The organism is Sphingobacterium rhinopitheci (genome assembly GCF_022627575.1).
GTDB classification, from domain to species: domain Bacteria; phylum Bacteroidota; class Bacteroidia; order Sphingobacteriales; family Sphingobacteriaceae; genus Sphingobacterium; species Sphingobacterium rhinopitheci.
Genome location: NZ_JADEYQ010000002.1, coordinates 220702 through 238854, shown reverse-complemented (window position 1 = coordinate 238854; position 18153 = coordinate 220702). Strand labels below are relative to the sequence as shown.

The 18153-nt window shown below is 35.7% G+C and carries 12 protein-coding genes; 8 read left to right on the top strand and 4 right to left on the bottom strand.

Annotated features, from left to right (window positions below):
• Positions 1-67 precede the first annotated feature (67 nt).
• Genes IP023_RS03740 through IP023_RS03725 form a run of 4 tightly spaced genes read left to right on the top strand, consistent with a single transcriptional unit; the run spans position 68 to position 6751 of the window.
• Positions 68-3370 (top strand): SusC/RagA family TonB-linked outer membrane protein, encoded by a 3303-nt coding sequence (locus tag IP023_RS03740; RefSeq protein ID WP_241788914.1) that lies wholly within the window; start codon positions 68-70, stop codon positions 3368-3370.
• A gap of 11 nt (positions 3371-3381) precedes the next feature.
• Entirely contained in the window at positions 3382-4980 is a 1599-nt protein-coding gene (locus IP023_RS03735) for a RagB/SusD family nutrient uptake outer membrane protein (RefSeq protein WP_241788913.1), read from the top strand.
• A 1-nt stretch (position 4981) separates the two neighbouring features.
• Entirely contained in the window at positions 4982-5881 is a 900-nt protein-coding gene (locus IP023_RS03730) for a zinc-binding metallopeptidase (RefSeq protein WP_241788912.1), read from the top strand.
• A 6-nt stretch (positions 5882-5887) separates the two neighbouring features.
• Entirely contained in the window at positions 5888-6751 is an 864-nt protein-coding gene (locus IP023_RS03725) for a DUF4302 domain-containing protein (protein WP_241788911.1), read from the top strand.
• Between the two features lie 76 nt (positions 6752-6827).
• On the opposite strand, the gene trpC is transcribed toward IP023_RS03725, so the two are convergent.
• From trpC to IP023_RS03710, 3 genes are all read right to left on the bottom strand, one after another.
• The gene (gene trpC / locus IP023_RS03720; protein ID WP_241788910.1) at positions 6828-7616 is read right to left on the bottom strand and encodes an indole-3-glycerol phosphate synthase TrpC; all 789 of its coding nucleotides are present in this window, start codon (positions 7614-7616) and stop codon (positions 6828-6830) included.
• Positions 7617-7640: 24 nt separating this feature from the next.
• Positions 7641-8213: an anthranilate synthase component II gene (locus IP023_RS03715; protein ID WP_241789127.1), complete on the bottom strand. Its 573-nt coding sequence runs from the start codon at positions 8211-8213 to the stop codon at positions 7641-7643.
• 167 nt (positions 8214-8380) lie between these two features.
• On the bottom strand, positions 8381-9784 hold the full coding sequence (locus IP023_RS03710) for an anthranilate synthase component I family protein (protein ID WP_241788909.1): 1404 nt from the start codon (positions 9782-9784) through the stop codon (positions 8381-8383).
• 457 nt (positions 9785-10241) lie between these two features.
• Between IP023_RS03710 and IP023_RS03705 the strand changes: the two genes are divergently transcribed.
• The 4 genes from IP023_RS03705 to IP023_RS03690 are packed head-to-tail and all read left to right on the top strand — an operon-like array spanning position 10242 to position 17148.
• Positions 10242-13532, top strand: a complete 3291-nt coding sequence (locus tag IP023_RS03705) for a SusC/RagA family TonB-linked outer membrane protein (RefSeq protein WP_241788908.1) — start codon at positions 10242-10244, stop codon at positions 13530-13532.
• A gap of 11 nt (positions 13533-13543) precedes the next feature.
• A complete protein-coding gene (locus IP023_RS03700) occupies positions 13544-15016 on the top strand; it encodes a RagB/SusD family nutrient uptake outer membrane protein (RefSeq protein WP_241788907.1) in 1473 nt (490 codons plus the stop codon).
• A gap of 4 nt (positions 15017-15020) precedes the next feature.
• Positions 15021-15872: a zinc-binding metallopeptidase gene (locus IP023_RS03695; protein ID WP_241788906.1), complete on the top strand. Its 852-nt coding sequence runs from the start codon at positions 15021-15023 to the stop codon at positions 15870-15872.
• Positions 15873-15882: 10 nt separating this feature from the next.
• Positions 15883-17148 (top strand): DUF4302 domain-containing protein, encoded by a 1266-nt coding sequence (locus IP023_RS03690; RefSeq protein ID WP_241788905.1) that lies wholly within the window; start codon positions 15883-15885, stop codon positions 17146-17148.
• 98 nt (positions 17149-17246) lie between these two features.
• Here the strand turns inward: IP023_RS03690 and trmD are convergent, their stop codons facing one another.
• Complete coding sequence (trmD, locus tag IP023_RS03685) at positions 17247-17924, bottom strand: tRNA (guanosine(37)-N1)-methyltransferase TrmD (RefSeq protein ID WP_241788904.1); 678 nt, start codon at positions 17922-17924, stop codon at positions 17247-17249.
• Positions 17925-18153 lie beyond the last annotated feature (229 nt).

The window sequence follows — 18153 nt, the reverse complement described above, 5'->3', positions numbered from 1 at the left end:
CTTTAAGGTGTTTTTATTTCACTTAAGTTTTGTTCATGCCATTTTGACTACACTAATTATATCATATATGAGAGAGAAAATAATTATACCTTTTATCATCTGCTTATGCATGTCCATGACTGTATTATATGCTCAGGTAGAAATTAAAGGTAAAGTTTATGATGCTAATGGACTTCCGTTATCTGGCGTAACGATTTCTATCAAAGGAACAAATATTAGACATATTTCGGAGCTAAATGGTTCTTTTTCTATTAATGCATCGATTGGAAATACGTTATTGTTTAAATCGGTAGGTTATATAGACAGTGAGCGAGTAATAGCATCCCCTGATTTATTGAATGTTTTTTTAAATCCTATACAGAGTGAAATTGATGAAGTGGTGGTTATGGGTATTGGCGCCCAAATAGATAAGAGAACTTTTACGGGGGCTACTTCTCGGGTAGAGATGAAAGATATTGAGTTAGGTGGATTGCCTGATCCTTCGCGGTCTTTAGAGGGGCGTGTCGCTGGGGTTACAGTGCAAAATCAATCCGGAACATTTGGTACGGCACCAAAAATAAGAATTCGTGGCGCAACATCAATATATGGAAATTCTAAGCCATTGTGGGTGATTGATGGGGTTATTATGGAGGATGTTGCAGATGTTTCATCTGATGCTTTATCCTCAGGTGATGCTTTGACATTAATTAGCTCGGCGGTTGCGGGTTTGAATGCGAATGATATTGAGTCGTTTACGGTTTTGAAGGATGGCTCTGCAACTTCCATTTATGGCGCTAGAGCCAATGGTGGTGTAATCGTGATAACGACGAAAAAAGGATACTCAGGGCGAAGTACAGCTAATTATGTAGGTGAATTTACGATGAGAGATATCCCTTCCTATTCCAATTTCAATATTATGAATTCTCAAGAGCAGATGGCTTTTTATCAAGTATTGGAGCAAAGGGGTTGGTTGACTATGGCTAATGTTGCTAATAGGTCAGAATCAGGTGTTTATGGTAAGATGTACGAGTTGATTAAAAACGGTACTTTGGAAAATTCTCCTGAAGCGAGAAATGTGTATTTACGTCAAGCTGAATATCGAAATACAGATTGGTTTGATCAATTGTTTAGCAGGACGGTAATGCAAAATCACTCTGTAAGTTTATCTTCAGGTACTGATCGTGCACAATATTACACTTCTATAAGTGGTGTATTTGACGATGGTTGGTCTAAAAAATCTGCTGTTAAAAGATATACAGGGAATTTTAATTCCTCTTTTAAATTATTTGATAACCTGACTTTGAATATGAGAACTAATGGCTCCTATCGTAATCAAGAAGCGCCAGGTACATTGACTCAAAGTGTAGATAGAGTACGCCAAGAAGTAAAACGTGATTTTGATATAAATCCGTATTCCTATGCCTTGAATAGCTCAAGGACATTAGATGCTACTGAATTTTATACACGCAATTATGCTCCGTTTAATATCTTCAAGGAGTTGGATAACAATTATATAAATTTAAATGTTGCAGAAATAAAATTTCAAGGTGAATTGAAATGGAAACCTATAAAGCCATTGGAATTAAGTCTTATGGGGGCATCTCGGTTTCAACAGTCTGGACAGCAACATTATATAAAGGATCAGTCTAATCAGGCTTTAGCCTATCGTGCGATGCCAACTACATTTGTACGGGATAGTAACCCATTGCTGTATAAAGATCCTTCCGATCAATATGCTGTACCTGGTACCATCCTACCTAGTGGAGGGATCTATAATCGTACAGATTATCAAATATTAACTAGGGATTTTCGTTTTACTGCAGCATTTGACAAAATATTCGCTGATGTTCATAAAATATATGCATTTACTGGAGCAGAGTTGAATGCTGTAGATCGCAATTATAATTGGTTTCGAGGCTGGGGTTTACAGTATGACTTGGGTGAGATTCCTTTTGTAGATTATCGTTTGTTTAAAAATAATCAAGAACAAGGGCTTCAATATTACGAGGTTAGTAATACAAGAAGTCGACAGGCTGCTTTTTATGGATTGGCCAATTATACCTACGATAATAGGTATACTGTTAATGGTACGGTGCGTTATGAGGGAACAAATCGTTTGGGGCGTTCACGATCTGCGCGTTGGCTACCTACATGGAATATAGCCGGATTGTGGACTGTAAGTCAAGAGGCCTTTTTTAAAAATTGGGAAACAGCAATTAGTAATCTAGCTTTTAAGTCCTCCTATAGTTTGACGGGGGATAGAGGGCCTTCCAGCATTACTAATTCCAAGATTATAATTAGAAGTTTTAATCCCTGGCGACCTAATACATTAGATAATGAAACAGGCTTGGGCATTTCTAATTTAGAAAACTCGGAGCTTACATTTGAGAAAAAACATGAATTCAATGTAGGGATGAATGTTGCTATCTTAAACAATAGGATATCTGTAGATGCCGATTTCTATTCTCGTAAGCAATCGGATCTTATCGGTAGTGTTAATACCCAAGGATTGGGGGGTGAGATCATTAAATTTGGTAATGTTGCTGCGATGACCTCTAGTGGTTTTGAACTTAGCCTAGCAGGTACAGTTCTTAAAAATGATAATTTTTCTTGGGTTTCTAATTTTATATATACGAAAGCAAAAAATAGAGTTACTATGATGATCAATAGGAGCCGTGTTAGTGATTTAATTACAGGTACTGGTTTTGCTTTAGAGGGCTATCCTGTACGGTCCTTATTTTCTATTCCGTTTAGTAGGATTAATGAAAATGGATTGCCTGTGTTTCGATACATAGGAGGAGAGGAAACAATAACGGGGGTTAATTTTCAAAGTAGAACGGATTTGGATTTCTTAACCTATGAAGGATCAACAGAACCTACTGATCAAGGTAGTTTTGGGAATATATTCTCTTATAAAAATTTTAAATTGAATGTTTTCATAACCTATTCATTTGGTAATGTAGTGCGCTTAGACCCTGCATTTAAGACAGGATATACCGATTTGGATGCTACTGCTCGTGAATTGACAGATTCGTGGAATTTACCTGGGGATGAAAATATAACGAACTTCCCCGTCATTTTAGATTCTCGATTTATCCGTAATGATAGTCAGTATAGGTATGCTTACAATGCTTTTAACTATTCAACGGAGCGGATTGCTAAAGGTGATTTTGTACGTCTTAAGGATATCTCTTTGACCTATGAAGTCCCTAATAATGTGGTGAAGAGAATGAAAATGGCTAACCTCGGGCTTAGGCTCAATGTTATTAATCCATGGTTGATATATGCTGATAAGAAGTTAAATGGCCAAGATCCTGAATTTGTAAATTCTGGTGGTGTGGCTCTACCGATCTCTCGACAGTATACATTAACGTTAAAAATAGGCTTTTAAATTAAACGATTATGAAAAGATTAATTATATATAGAGTACTATCCCTCATCATGCTACTAGGGTTACTGTCTTGTGAAAAATATTTAGAAGAGCTTCCTGATAATAGAGCAGAGTTAAATAGCAACGACAAAATAAAACGCATTTTAGTAAGTGCCTATCCCGCGAATTCCTACCTAATGGCTACAGAAATTTCTTCAGATAATGTAGATGATGTAGGCCCTTTTTATACTGATTATTCACGCTTTGTGGAAGAACTGTATAAATGGAACGACTCTAAGGATTCAAATAATGATGATGTCGGTCGTATATGGATTGGCTGTTATAGTGCAATTTCTAGTGCAAATACGGCATTGGAAGCGATCGAAGAGGCTGGTGATCCACTATCGCTATCAGCAGAGAAAGGTGAGGCTTTAGTGGCTCGCGCATATAGTCATTGGATTCTTGTGAATATTTTTGCCCATAATTATGCGGAAAAATATTCCTCTACAGATTTAGGAATTACCTATATGGATACTCGCGAAACAACGCTGAATCCAAAATATACACGTCATACTGTTGCGGAAGTTTACCGTTTAATCTTTAAGGATTTAGAAGAAGGATTGCCTCTGATTGATGATGCTTTATATGCCAATTCTAGTGTTAGTAAATATCATTTTAATAAGGAAGCAGCTTATACATTTGCATCTAGAGTTGCTTTATTTATGGAAAATTGGCCGAAAGTTATAGAATACGCAAATATTGCTTTGGGTGACAATCCCAATACTACTTTACGCGATTACACGACGATTGCTTCTTTTTCAGCTACTTATGCGAATTTGATACGTGAGTATAACGCTAGCACTATAAAAGCAAATTTTTTGATATCTACATCTACATCTATAAGTGGACGTGTATTTGGTGGCTATTCAGTGAGTAATCGTATTGCTCATGCTGGCGCAATTAGTAGGATGGAAACAGTTTTTGCAAGGCAGCCCTATGGGCAGACGACTTCTACTCGAGGTTATAGAATTAGAGCATCGACCTATGCAAGTACTACCATTAACAAAGTGCTATTGCCACGGGTTGGTTATATGTTTGCGACAACGGATGTCATAGCGGGAACAGGTTTAAGAAAAGCAATATATGCATCAATAACCTCCGAAGAAGCTTTATTGAATAGAGCAGAAGCTAATATTCATTTAAAAAATTATACGGCAGCATTAGTAGATATGAATATTCATGCTCAAAATAATACCCTCGTAAATCCAAGTGTAATGACGCTGGAGTCCGTAAATAATTGGGCCAATTCATTCGCTTATTTCGAGCCCATAAATCCAACGCCAAAGAAGCACTTGAACCCTGAATTTATTATTGAACAAGGAACGCAGGAGAATATGATTCATGCGATTTTATCCTTACGAAGAATCCAGTTTCTTTTCACAGGTATGCGTTGGTTTGATGTTAAACGGTATGGTATAGAGATTACGAGGCGTGAAGCACCAGCGACAGTTAGTAATTTGAATGCTGGGTATACCGTTACAGATAATACATTAGTAGTCCGCGATGCCCGTAGGGCTTTGCAGTTGCCTCAAGATGTGATAAGTGCTGGTTTAACTCCTAATCCTAGATAACATGAAAAAGTATATAAAAGCAGTAACGCTATTCGTATTTTTAGGGCTACTATTCCTTGCTTGTAGTAAAGAAGAAAAGCTAGCTAATAGTGTATTTTTAGATACGACTATTCCTAAGAATCCCTTAGATATTTATTTAGAAAACAATTATCTACAGCCCTATAATATAGAAGTGCTGTACAAATATGTAGATAGGGAATCTAACTTAGCCTATCGGCTAGTACCTGCTCCATATGAATCATCTGTCAGGCTTACAAAACTTATGTTGTACGCTGCAATGGAGCCTTATACAGAAGTTACAGGGAGTAAGCAGTTTTTACGAGATAATTTCCCAAAGATTATTGCTTACATAGGGTCGGTACCTGTCCAGCCTAATGGTACTATCGTCTTAGGTACAGCAGAGTCTGGGACAAAGGTGAATCTATATAATTTATTAGAATTGAATGAAACAAATGGTGCTGATCCCGTATTTCTAAATTTATATTTTTTTAAAACTATACACCATGAGTTTCAACATATATTAAATCAGAATAAACCTTATCCTAATAGTTTTAGAGCGATATCAGGACCCAATTACGTTGAAGACGAGTGGAGTGCTAAATATCGAAGCTCCCGTGAATCTGTGGTGGATGGTTTCATTTCTAGTTATTCAGCAAAATCTGATAAAGAGGATTTTGCTGAAGTATACTCTATTTATGTAACGAGTACTCCGGAGGAGTTTGAACGGCTGATTAACCAAGATGGACTGAATTCTTCTGGGAAAGCGCTTATTTTATCAAAGCTTGCTGTTATAAGGTCGTATATGAGCGCTGAATGGGGAGTTGATATTGATTTGTTAAGAACTTCAATATTAGCGAAGTACAGTACTTTGGCGGTGTTTGATCAAACAACATTAAATTAACATATTATGAAAGTGAATTTTTTTATTGTAATAGTATCTATTTTATCGATGTTAATCAGTTGTGATAAAAAAAGAGATAAGGTGTTTAGCGATAGTCCTACAGTACGTCTAAATTCGTCCGTGAACAATTCTTATGAAATATTGCAGGGCAATCAAGCGGGCTGGATGATAGCGTATTTTCCGAGCAATGATTTAGAGTTTGGAGGTTATACTATGTTTGCGAGATTTATTAATAATGTAGAGGTTGTTGTCGAAGGTGACTTCACAACAAAAGAGGCGCAAACAAGCACCTATATAGTGTCTCCTGGTGCAGGGCCGATATTAACATTTGATACTTTTAATTCTATTTTTCATTATTTTTCTTTACCTGGTTATTTTAATAGAAATGCCTCCTACCAACTACCTAATTTTTTTAGCGTAGGCATCGGATCCACTAATGAGGGAATGAAAGGTGAATATGATTTCCTTCTTTCCAAAGTATCCGTTGATTCAATTATTTTAAATGGTAGGAAGTCCTATAATAATCTGGTTATGACTCCTATTCTATCTAGTGAATCTGCGACTATTGTTGGATCTTATAGGGAGGCTGTCGCAAAGTTTCATCCTTTTGCTGGATATAATTTTGAAGTAGGTACAGAAACTATTCAAGCATCTTTTATTAATTCTTTATCAAAAAGAGCGCTAAGAGTTGCTGGTGCCAATGATATTTATGCTTACCGCTATACGCCGGCAGGATTGAGTTTTTATAAAGAGTATGATTTAAAAGGAGTTAAGTTCAAAGAGTTGAAATATATAGACCCTGTGGGTGCATATACAAAAGGATATTTTACGAATGATGCTGGTACGCTCAAATTAGTACCTACGACTTAGTCGTCTTTTGTTAGGTTAAAAGGGCTAATTTAATTACGTTAGCCCTTATGTAAATTTTTTAGGTGACTTCTTCTTGCTAAGCATTTATTAGGGCAACAAATTCTTTAATTGCTGTTGCAGGATCTGCTGTTTTCATAAAGTTTTCACCGATTAAGAAACTATCAAAGCCTTTGCTTTTTAAATCTTTTATTGTTTGTGGGTCAGAAATACCACTTTCGGACACTTTGATATAGCTGTTAGGGATTTTGTTTACGAGGTCATAAGAATGATCTAGCGAAACAGTGAAATCTTTCAAATTTCGGTTGTTTACACCTATGGCATCTATAGTGTCAAATATGTTCGCTACTAGTTCTTCTTCGTTATGTACCTCCAAGAGTACATTAAGCCCTAAAGATTTGGCATAGGAAGAAAATTCTTCTATTTCTTCTGGACTAAGGCATGCTGCGATAAGTAGGATGATATCTGCACCATATGCTTTTGCTTCCGCAATTTGGTACCTGTCGACAATAAATTCTTTGCGTAGTAAAGGTATTGTTAATACCTCACGTGCCGCTGTAATATCCGCTAATGATCCTTGGAAAAAGTCAGGATCTGTCAATACCGATATTGCTGATGCACCTGCATCTTGGTAGCCTTTGACAACATCTTGGACGGAAGACGTACCGTTTATCAACCCTTTTGAGGGTGAAGCTCTTTTAAATTCGGCTATGATACCTGTACGTTGTGGATGTAATATGGAATCTTTTAGTGAATAACAAGTTCTGTTAAACAAAGGATATTGCTCCAACTCCGTAAGTGAAACTTTAGTTTTAGCTTCTGCTACCTCAATTTTTTTCTTTTCTACTATTTTATCTAAGATCGTCATGTTACATTTTTCTTTTAGCTGGTTTTATTTTAACCAGTTGGCGATTAGTAATTTACCATTGTCGGTTAGCACGGATTCCGGATGAAATTGCATCGCTCTAACATCATATTCAGTATGTGCGATAGCCATTATTATTCCATTCTCATCTACGGCTGTTACTTTGATACATGTAGGTAAGCTGTCTGCTTCAACGGCCCACGAATGGTACCTTCCGATCTTGGAGTCTGCAGGGAATTCTTGGAACAATTTTTCTTTTTTGTCTGTTACGATGATACCCGAAGATACGCCATGCAATGGTTTTGGGAGGTTAAATAATTTACCGCCAAATACCTCTGCTATTGCTTGTTGCCCTAGGCAGATACCTAATATACTTTTTGTAGGTGCATATCTACGGATTACATCCATCAACAAGCCTGCTTCCTCAGGGATACCTGGACCTGGTGATAGGAGGATTTTATCAAATTTGTCGACGTAATCAATATCAAATTTATCATTGCGCACTACTTCATAGTCTTGTCCTAATTCTTGCAATAGATGTACAAGATTGTAGGTGAAAGAATCGTAGTTGTCAATCACTAATATCTTTGTGTTATTCATTTTTTTGTCTAATACACTGTCTTTGATAATAGTATCTATCTTTTCAAATGTTAAGCTTCTTTTTTCGTATTCCGCTTTTAATTTGTTTAATTCTTCAATGCGTTGATTCATAGTATCAAGGGATTGATCGAAGTGTAGTTTTTCGGTACAATATTCTAAAGGACGGATCATATTTCTTGCGCTAATTCTAAAGCTTTGCGTAAAGCTGCAATTTTGTTATTTACTTCTTGTAATTCTTTTTCTGGGTCTGAATCCAATACAATACCGGCGCCAGCTTGGTAGTGTAAAATATTTTTCTTGCTTAGGAATGAACGTATCATGATGGCATGGTTAAAATCCCCATTGAAGCCCATGTAACCTAATGCTCCAGAATAGAATGAGCGTTGTAGTCCTTCATATCTATCGATTAATGTCAATGCCATATGTTTTGGTGCACCAGATAATGTGCCTGCAGGATAGGTGTCTCCTACAACATCAAAAGGGTTAACATTGTCTTTTAGCTGTCCTGAAACTTTGGACACAAGATGTATGATATGCGAATAATACTGTGCTTCCTTATAGGATTTTACTTGTACATTGGTACAATGTCTACTTAAATCATTGCGTGCCAAATCAACTAACATCACATGCTCGGCTGATTCTTTAGGGTCATTTTTTAATTCTTCGGCAATTTTTTTGTCTTGCTCTATGTCTCCTGTGCGTTTGAATGTACCTGCAATCGGAAATATCGTAGCTTCATTTTTCTGAATCGTCAATTGTGCTTCTGGTGATGAACCAAATAGTTTGAAATCACCATAGTCGAAGTAGAATAAATAAGGTGAAGGGTTGATAGAACGAAGCGCTCTGTATACGTTGAATTCATCTCCTAAAAATGGTGTTGAAAAACCGCGTGAAGGGACGATCTGGAATACATCTCCTCTACGAATATGTACTTTCATCTTTTCAACCAGGCTTTTGAAGTCCTCATTAGTCATATTTGAGGACTCTTCTCCGTTTAGTTGAAAAGAATATTCAGGGAAGTTCTTGTTCTTGATGATGTATGCGAGCCTTTCGATATCGCTCTTTTCATTTTCTACTAAATTCTCAAATAAATATAGTTGATTGCGGAAGTGATCTATAGCAATAACATATTTGTATATATGGTATTGCATATGTGGAATTTGTCGCTCTTCATTTGTTGATGCAGTCAATTTGATATCCTCAAAATGCTCTACCGTATTGAAGGTGAAGTAACCAAATAAGCCATTTGATATTACATTAATATCGGCTAACTTTTGATCTTGGAAAGAATCTCTAAAATTTGCTACTTCTTCCTTTAAATTTATTTCGGAGGCTTTTTTTATTATTTTTTCAGTATTGGGGTATTGAATTGTTAGAACATCATCATTCAAGGTAATACCAGCTAACGGTTGACAACAGATGTAACTGATGTTATTGTCTCTGCTATGATATTCTGAACTTTCTAATAGTAGACTATTAGGGAAAATATCTCTTATTCTAAGGTAAATACTTACTGGTGTCGTTGTATCAGCAAGGATTTTTTTATAGTTCGTATTGAATGTATATAACATATTCGTATAAGATAGTTTACAATTATAACAAAAAAGCCCGACGTAAGAGTCGGGCTATGGTTTTCAGTTTTAGGTTGATTATTAAATATCTATTATTTATATCAATACGATTGCTGCCCGACGCTATTTGCTTCCGGCCACCACCATAATTGATATGTAGATTTCGTTATCATTATATTGCAAATTTATAATTAATTTTAAAAAATCAAAGTATTATTGAAAATTTATTAATATTTTTTTGATTTTCTTATCGAAACTGCTTCAGTCCTCTTATTTTTTCTCCTTTTGTTGTAGTATTGTCTCTACTTTTTTAGTTAATTTATTTAACTAAAACAACTATGTGTTGATTTATTCATACGTTTACTTTATAGTTTTATTAACCCCTAATTAGAATTATCCGCTAAACAATTAAATCAATTAATTTATGTTAAATAAAATTTTTTTAACCTTTGTTTTCATGTTTAGTTTGTGTATTGATATTTCAGCGCAGTCTATAGAGGTGAAAGGTAGAGTGAGTTCGAAGGAAGGGTCTTTGGGAAATGTGACCGTTACTCTTAAAGGTACCACCCAAGTGACTCAATCAAATGTACAGGGAGACTATGTAATAAATGCACCTAGTACGGGCGTACTGGTTTTTAGTTTTCTTGGGTATCAGATTAAAGAAGTTTCTGTTAATTCCAGACCAATTATTAATGTTATGCTAGACAAAGATGACACGCAGATTGAGGCGGTTACTGTTGTGGCTACTGGATACCAGAACCTTAATCCTAAGTTGTTTACTGGCTCAGCCGTATCGTTAAAAGGATCCGATGTAATTCAAGAAGGTGTTACAGATTTGAGTAGAGCGTTAGAAGGTAGGGTGGCAGGTGTTTCCATTCAAAATGTATCTGGTACATTTGGTGCCGCACCTAAAGTTCGAATTCGTGGTGCATCTTCTATTACAGGTGACAACAAACCCTTGTGGGTTATTGATGGTGTAATTTTGGAGGATGTCGTGAATGTGTCTAATGATGAATTAACTTCCGGTGATGCATCTACATTAATAGGTTCTTCCGTTGCAGGGTTGAATATGGATGATATTGAGGATATCAACATCTTGAAAGATGCAGCTGCTACAGCGCAATATGGCGCACGAGCAATGAATGGAGTAATTGTTATTCGTACTAAAAAAGGTAGAGTTGGTGCAACCCAAGTTAATTATACAGGAAATTTTTCTTTAAATCCTAAGCCTAGTTATAAGAATTATAATATAATGAATTCTGTAGATCAGATGTCGGTTAATGGACAATTGATGAATTATGGTTGGTTTAATCATGCCTCTGGTTCAAGGTCAGAAAATGGAGGGGTTTTTCGTAAGATGTATGATTTAATTTATGATTATGATCCTATAACAGGACAATTTGGTTTAGAAAATACACCTGAAGCTAGAGAGGCATTTTTGAAAAGATATGCGCTTGCAAATACAGATTGGTTTGATTTGTTGTTTAATAATTCATTTCAACAAGAACATTCTTTAAATTTTAATGGTGGTTCCGAAACTGTACAGACATATGTTTCTACTAGTTATTTGAAAGATAATGGTTGGGCCAAAGGAAATAATGTTGAGCGATGGACTATGAATTTGAATAATACATTTAAGCTTTCAGATAAGCTCTCTGTAAATATTATTACTACGGGATCTATAAGAGATCAATTGGCACCTGGTACATTAACACGTACAAGCAATCCCGTTGAGGGTAAGTATTCTCGTGATTTTGATATAAATCCATTCTCGTATGCATTAAATACAAGCAGGACAATGACTGCTTATGACGAAGAGGGCAACCTAGAGTTTTTCACTAGAAATTTCGCGCCATTTAATGTACTTCATGAATTAGAGAATAACAAGATGAGATTGAATATGTTGGATTTGAAGTTGCAAGGTGGTTTAACGTATAAAATTATACCCGGTTTAGATTTTAATACATTAGGATCGATGCGTTATGCAAAAACAGGACAAGAACATATGGTTACTGGTGATGCAAATATGGCGCAAGCATATAGAGCAGGCTTAGATGATTCAGATGTCCGGTCTAGGAACCGTTTTCTGTATAGAGATCCATCTAATCCTGCAGGAGAGTCAGTTACTGTATTGCCTGTAGGTGGGTTTTATAATACAAATGACGATATGTTGAAGTCATATACGTTTAGGACTTCATTGGATTATAATATGAAGGCCTCTGAAGATCATGAGTTTAATGCATTCTTGGCACAGGAGATTCGTGTAATTAAAAGACAAAATAAAACAAATATTGGATATGGTTATCAATATGATAAAGGAGGAGTGCCTTTTATTGATCCCTTAGCAATTGAGCAAAGTGTGGCAAATAATATCCCATACTATTCTATGCGGAATTTGCATGATCGCGCTTCAAATTTTTTAGCACGTGTTGCATATGCGTATACGGATCGCTACTCAATTAATGGTACTGTTCGTTATGATGGGTCAAACCAAATGGGTACTACAGCTACTGCGCGATGGTTGCCTACTTGGAATATTTCTGGTGCATGGCGGATGAGTAATGAGAATTTTTACCAAAATTCTAGTTTATCTGAAATTATGAATCGTGTTTCTGTGAGAGCGACATATGGTCTTGTGGCCAACATAAATGCAGCGACTAATGCAGCCCTTGTGCTAAGGAGTGGGTCTTCTCTACGTCCTTATAAATTCGAAAATGAAACGATAATGCGCATTCGAAATTTAGCAAATGATGATTTAACGTGGGAGAAGTCATATGAGACTAATTTGGGGTTAGATTTAGGGTTTTTTAAAGATCGATTAGCAGTTGCTTTTGATATTTATAATCGTAATAGTTTTGATTTGATTTATGAAATGCGCACCCCTGCGATTGGTGGTGAGTACAGGAGGTTTGTCAATTATGCTGACATGAATAACAAAGGGATAGAATTAAGTTTGGCATATCATGGACCTATTGGTTCAGTGAAGTGGAATAGTAATTTCAATTTTGGTTATTCTGTAAATAAGGTTACTAAAATGAATTCTAATCCTAATGTTTTTGAATTGGTAGGAACAAATGGTGGTCCTACTATAGATCATCCATATAGAGGGTTATATTCTATTCAGTTTTTGAAATTAGATGATTATTATGGTTTTCCAACATTTGTAGGTGAAGACGGTCCTACAAATTTTGTTGACCCCCAAAGTTTTAATACTTCTATTTTGAAATACGAAGGTCCTACAGAACCAAAGTTTGCCGGTGGATTCTCTAATACGTTTACATATAAGAATTTCTCGTTCTTTTCATTGTTTACTTTTGCCACAGGTAATGTAATTAGATTGAATCCATATTTTGATTCATCTTATTCGGACACGGACGCTTTGCCAAATGAGTATAAGTTACGATGGGTATTAGATGGTGATAGTGAGATTCCTGCTATTATCGACAGGAGTACTAATTTGCTGTTACAAGGAGAATTTCCATATAGTTCATATAATTATTCAACAGAGCGTGTGGCAAAAGGTGATTTTTTGAAGTTAAAATCACTTCGAGTTTCATATGCCTTGCCAGCAAATTGGTTGAGTAAATATAAAATCAGGAGCTCCTCTTTGAGTCTAGTGGCTAATAATTTTTGGTTAATATATGCAGATAAGAAGTTGAATGGTCAAGATCCTGAATTCTTTAATACTGGAGGCGTCGCTTTACCTGTAAATAGGATGTATACTTTGTCTGTTAAGTTAGGTTTTTAAAAATAAATAAGATGAAAAAAATTAGTGTATTTATATTGTCTTCCTTATTCTTATTTAGTTGTAATAAATTTTTAGATTATCAACCTGATGATCGTACAGAGCTAGATAATGTAGTTAAAATTACTGAATTAGTTGGATCTGCTTATCCCGATAGATTTTATGCTGCCTTTGCAGAGTCAATGTCAGATAATGCTGGTGATAAAGGTGTTACAAGTCGTGAGATGAAAAACTTTTATCCTTGGGAGTTTAGGGATCAAGTTAGTACTGCTAGTGATACGCCAAATGCTTATTGGCAGGCATGCTATAGAGCAATTGCTGCTGCAAATCAAGCATTGGCAGGGATAGCGAAGCTAGGTGATCCTGTGGAGGCGCGTGCGGCTAAAGGTGAAGCATTAGTTGCTAGAGCATATGCTCACTTTATGTTAGTGAACTATTTTGCCTTACCTTATGATTCCTCTATAGCAAATGATAGCCCCGGGATACCTTATCAGACTACACCAGAAACAGTTGCTGTTGGTGAATATAGTAGAGGTACTGTTCAAAGCGTTTATGATATGATAGAAAAGGATTTGTTGGACGGTATTCCTTTAATTGATAATAGTACTTATAAAGTACCTTCATTCCACTTTACTAAAAATGCGGCATATGCATTTGCTACAAGGTTTTATTTGTTTAAGAAGGAATATGAAAGGGTTATCTTTTACGCTGATTTGATATCAAATACTACTTCTATAGCTAATTTATTACGTCCTTGGAATACGGCTTATCAAAACTACAGTTATTTTGTGCTTCAAGATGCCTACTCAAGCTCTTCGGACCCTGCCAACATCTTGATGGCAGAGTCAGCGTCAGGTTATGGTGAAGATTATCCGAGGTACAATTATGGTTTGAATTCATCCTTGCTAGCAACAGTATTTGGTGGAGGTTCAAATCCATTGAATTTGCAGCTTTCATATCGATCTAAGGTTTTTGGTGGTAATGAGACAGTTTATAATATTCCAAAATTTAAAACCAACTTTATCAAAGAGGCTATTTCAGATAATTTTGGTATTCGTTATGTGGTTTATACTTTATTTTCCATGGAAGAAGTTTTGTTCAATAGAGCAGAGGCTTATGCTAATTTAGATAGAACTATAGATGCTTTGGCAGATTTGCAGGCTTTCTTGTCTAAACGCGTTACTAATTACAATGTGAATAATGCTAATCATAGAATCACATTGGCTAAATGTCAAGCATTTTACCCAGGATTAACTGACAAAGAAGCAGTTGTAGAGACGATTTTGAATTTTAAAAGGCAAGAATTTCTCTTTGAGGGTATGCGGTGGTTTGATATCATTCGTACAGGAAAGACTGTTATTCATCGCTCTGTCGCTGGTTCAAGAGATCAAATTGATTTAACGATAAGTCCTGATGATCCTAAGCGAGTTTTACAGTTACCTATAGAGGCTATTGAATATGGTTTGCAGGCTAATCCTAGAAATTAATGATATGAAAAAAATAATATTTAAATATACATTTATTGTGTTTGGAGTAATTCTATTCGCAATGACCTCTTGTGAAAAGAAAGAGGTTTTGGATGCCTCAGCGTTGAATTTAGGAGGTGACAATTGGGAGAAATCAAACGTTGATATTTGGATTTATGATAGTTTAACAAAGCCCTATAATATAGAAGTTAAGTATAAATGGGATAGGTCGGAATTGAATATGAATAAAACTTTAGTTCCGCCGCGTGAGAGTATTGTTATTCCTGTGATGACTGCAATGAAGCAAGTTTGGATTAAGCCATATGAATTCTTGAAAGGTCCAAATTTTATAAAGGAAATTGGTCAGAAACAATTCATTCTAGTTGGAAGTGTTGAATATAATTCTAATGGCACTATTGTGTTGGGTCAAGCTGATGGGGGAAGGAAAATTACTTTGTTTGAAATTAATAATTTCGATTTAACAAATAGGCAATTAATTAAGCGCATGCTTAAGACTATGCATCATGAATTTGCTCATATACTACATCAAAAGAAGATGTTTACGACCTTATACGCGCAAGTTACTCCAGGTGGATACGATCCTACATGGTTTAATTTTAGAGATGCTGAAGTGCTGCGATTAGGTTTTATTTCTGCCTATTCTAGGAATTCTGTAGAAGATGATTTTGTGGAGATGATTGCCATTATGTTGACAGAAGGGAAGGCAGCTTTTGATGCACTTGTAAATAGCGCTGGCGCTGGTGCTCCTGCCTTGAGACAAAAGGAATTGTATGTAAGGCAGTATATGTTAGAGACTTGGGATATCGATATGACGGCGTTGCAGAATCAAACGCAAGATGAAATTAATGCATTATAATTCGATTGTTATGAGAAGAATAAGAATATTAATAATAGCAATTGTGAGTTTACAATTGTTTTATGGATGTAATAAATTTCAAGATTTCCCTGACACCTCGGTTGATGAGCGCATTAATGAAAGAATGGAATTATATGCAGAATATTTGACAGATGCTCCATTTGGTTGGAAGGCCTATTTGTTAACAAAAAGTGGTTTGCAGAAAAATTTTACTTTTCGATTCAATAATGTAAATCGTGTTTTTACGATTTTAGAAGATGATGTTACAGAAATGGATGAAAGTTCATATCGGTTGAAATATTTGCAAAGACCCACTTTGATTTTTGATACGTACTCATTATTACATCTTTTGGCCGACCCTGATGATGGGGTGTATGGCGGCGTCGTGGCAGAAGGTATGCGCTCTGATTTTGAGTTTCATTTTTTAGAGGCTACAGCAGATAGAATTGAATTGAAAGGTATTTATAATGAAAGTAAGTTGATTTTAATTAAAGCAACTTCAGTTTTAGATGCGTCCAATACTTTTAATGATACAGACGCTTTATTATCTGAAGTTTCAAATCTTAGAACTTATTTTAAAAGAACGCTGATTGATGGGGTTGAGTATGAGGTAGATTTGAATACTGCAGATCGTAGGTTTGGACTCGTTCGTTATGAGGGTGGGATTGCAGTACGCAGTTCAAGTAGTTTTTATATCGTAGGTGATGAGATTAATTTTTATGAACCTATAGTGTTAGGTCTTGATACAATACATAAATTGACTGATGTTGTATTTGATCCAACAGGTTTTTTGTCTGCAAAATTAGGGTCTGTTAACTTGCGAATAACAGAGGCGATAGAACCATTATTTTATGATGTTACTGTTATTTCTAGGTTTTGGGCATCAGATCGACAATTGTTTTTTAGTTCTTGGACACGTGATGGAGTGAAGGATTATCTGAATGAATCGTCTGTAGCTACTCTTACGGGGTTTAATCAACAGATATTTTGGATGGGGTTTAATACTGGTTATGATTTATTAGGGTATGCTCAAAGTTTTTCGTTAGCTTATGGTGTAGCGATTGGTTATAATTTAGATTTTACAACAGGTATAATTAAATATAGTTATTTGGGTTTTTTGGGGTCTATGGCAGCAGGACCTAGGGCTATTACCCTTCAAGCAGCTCAAAATTTCACTGATCCGAATGGCTTGTATATCATCGAGAAAGGTGCGAGTGTGTATGATTTGGTTACGGTTACAGATGCTAGGAAATGGATTAGTATCACTCCAATATAATTAGGATAATTAATTTTCTAAAACACCCAAGGATATTAGTTTATTCTTGGGTGTTTTAGTATATGGATGATTAAAGAGCTAAGTAATCAACTGCTCTATTAATCATTCAATAAATCAGGTCTTCTTTCTTGTGTTCTTTGCAACTGCTGTTCATCGCGCCAAGCATTTATTTTGGCCTCATTGCCACTTAATAGTATATCAGGTACTTTGTGGCCACGCCATTCGGCAGGTCGCGTATATATGGGGGCATCCAATAGGCCATCTTGAAAAGAGTCGGATAGGGCAGAGGTTTCATCATTAAGCACGCCAGGGATTAATCGAACAATAGCATCTACCACGATAGCTGCAGGCAGTTCACCGCCAGACAATACATAATCACCTATAGAAATCTCTTTTGTAACGAAAATATCTCTGATCCGTTGATCTATACCTTTATAGTGTCCACAAAGAATAATGATATTCCCTTTGGTTGATAATTCGTTGGCTATATCTTGATTTAGTGTCACACCATCTGGAGTCATATAGATGATTTCATCATATGCCCTTTCACTTTGTAGTTGCTCTATACAGGCAGCAAAAGGCTCTATTTGCATCACCATTCCTGATCCTCCACCATAAGGGTAGTCATCTACAGATTTCTGCTTATTTTTGGCGTAATCACGTAGATTATGAACATGAATCTCTGCTATTCCTTTTTTCTGTGCACGCTGTAATATAGAATGTGCAAATGGACTTTCCAATAGAGATGGTAATACTGTAATGATATCAAATCGCATGTTACAAAGATAAGAAGTTTGTGTGCGATAATTTTATGGATATTTAATTTTAACTAATAATCGCTAAAATTCTTTGTTTAAGAGCTTCAATTGAATTTTATTCTGTCTTTTTCTATTCTGCTTTCTTTTATTTCACTGTTGTTATTAAGAAGTGACAATCATTTATTTTAACATTTTTTAATATATTTTTTTTCTTTATTTTATTATTGCATTAACAACTACTTTGCTT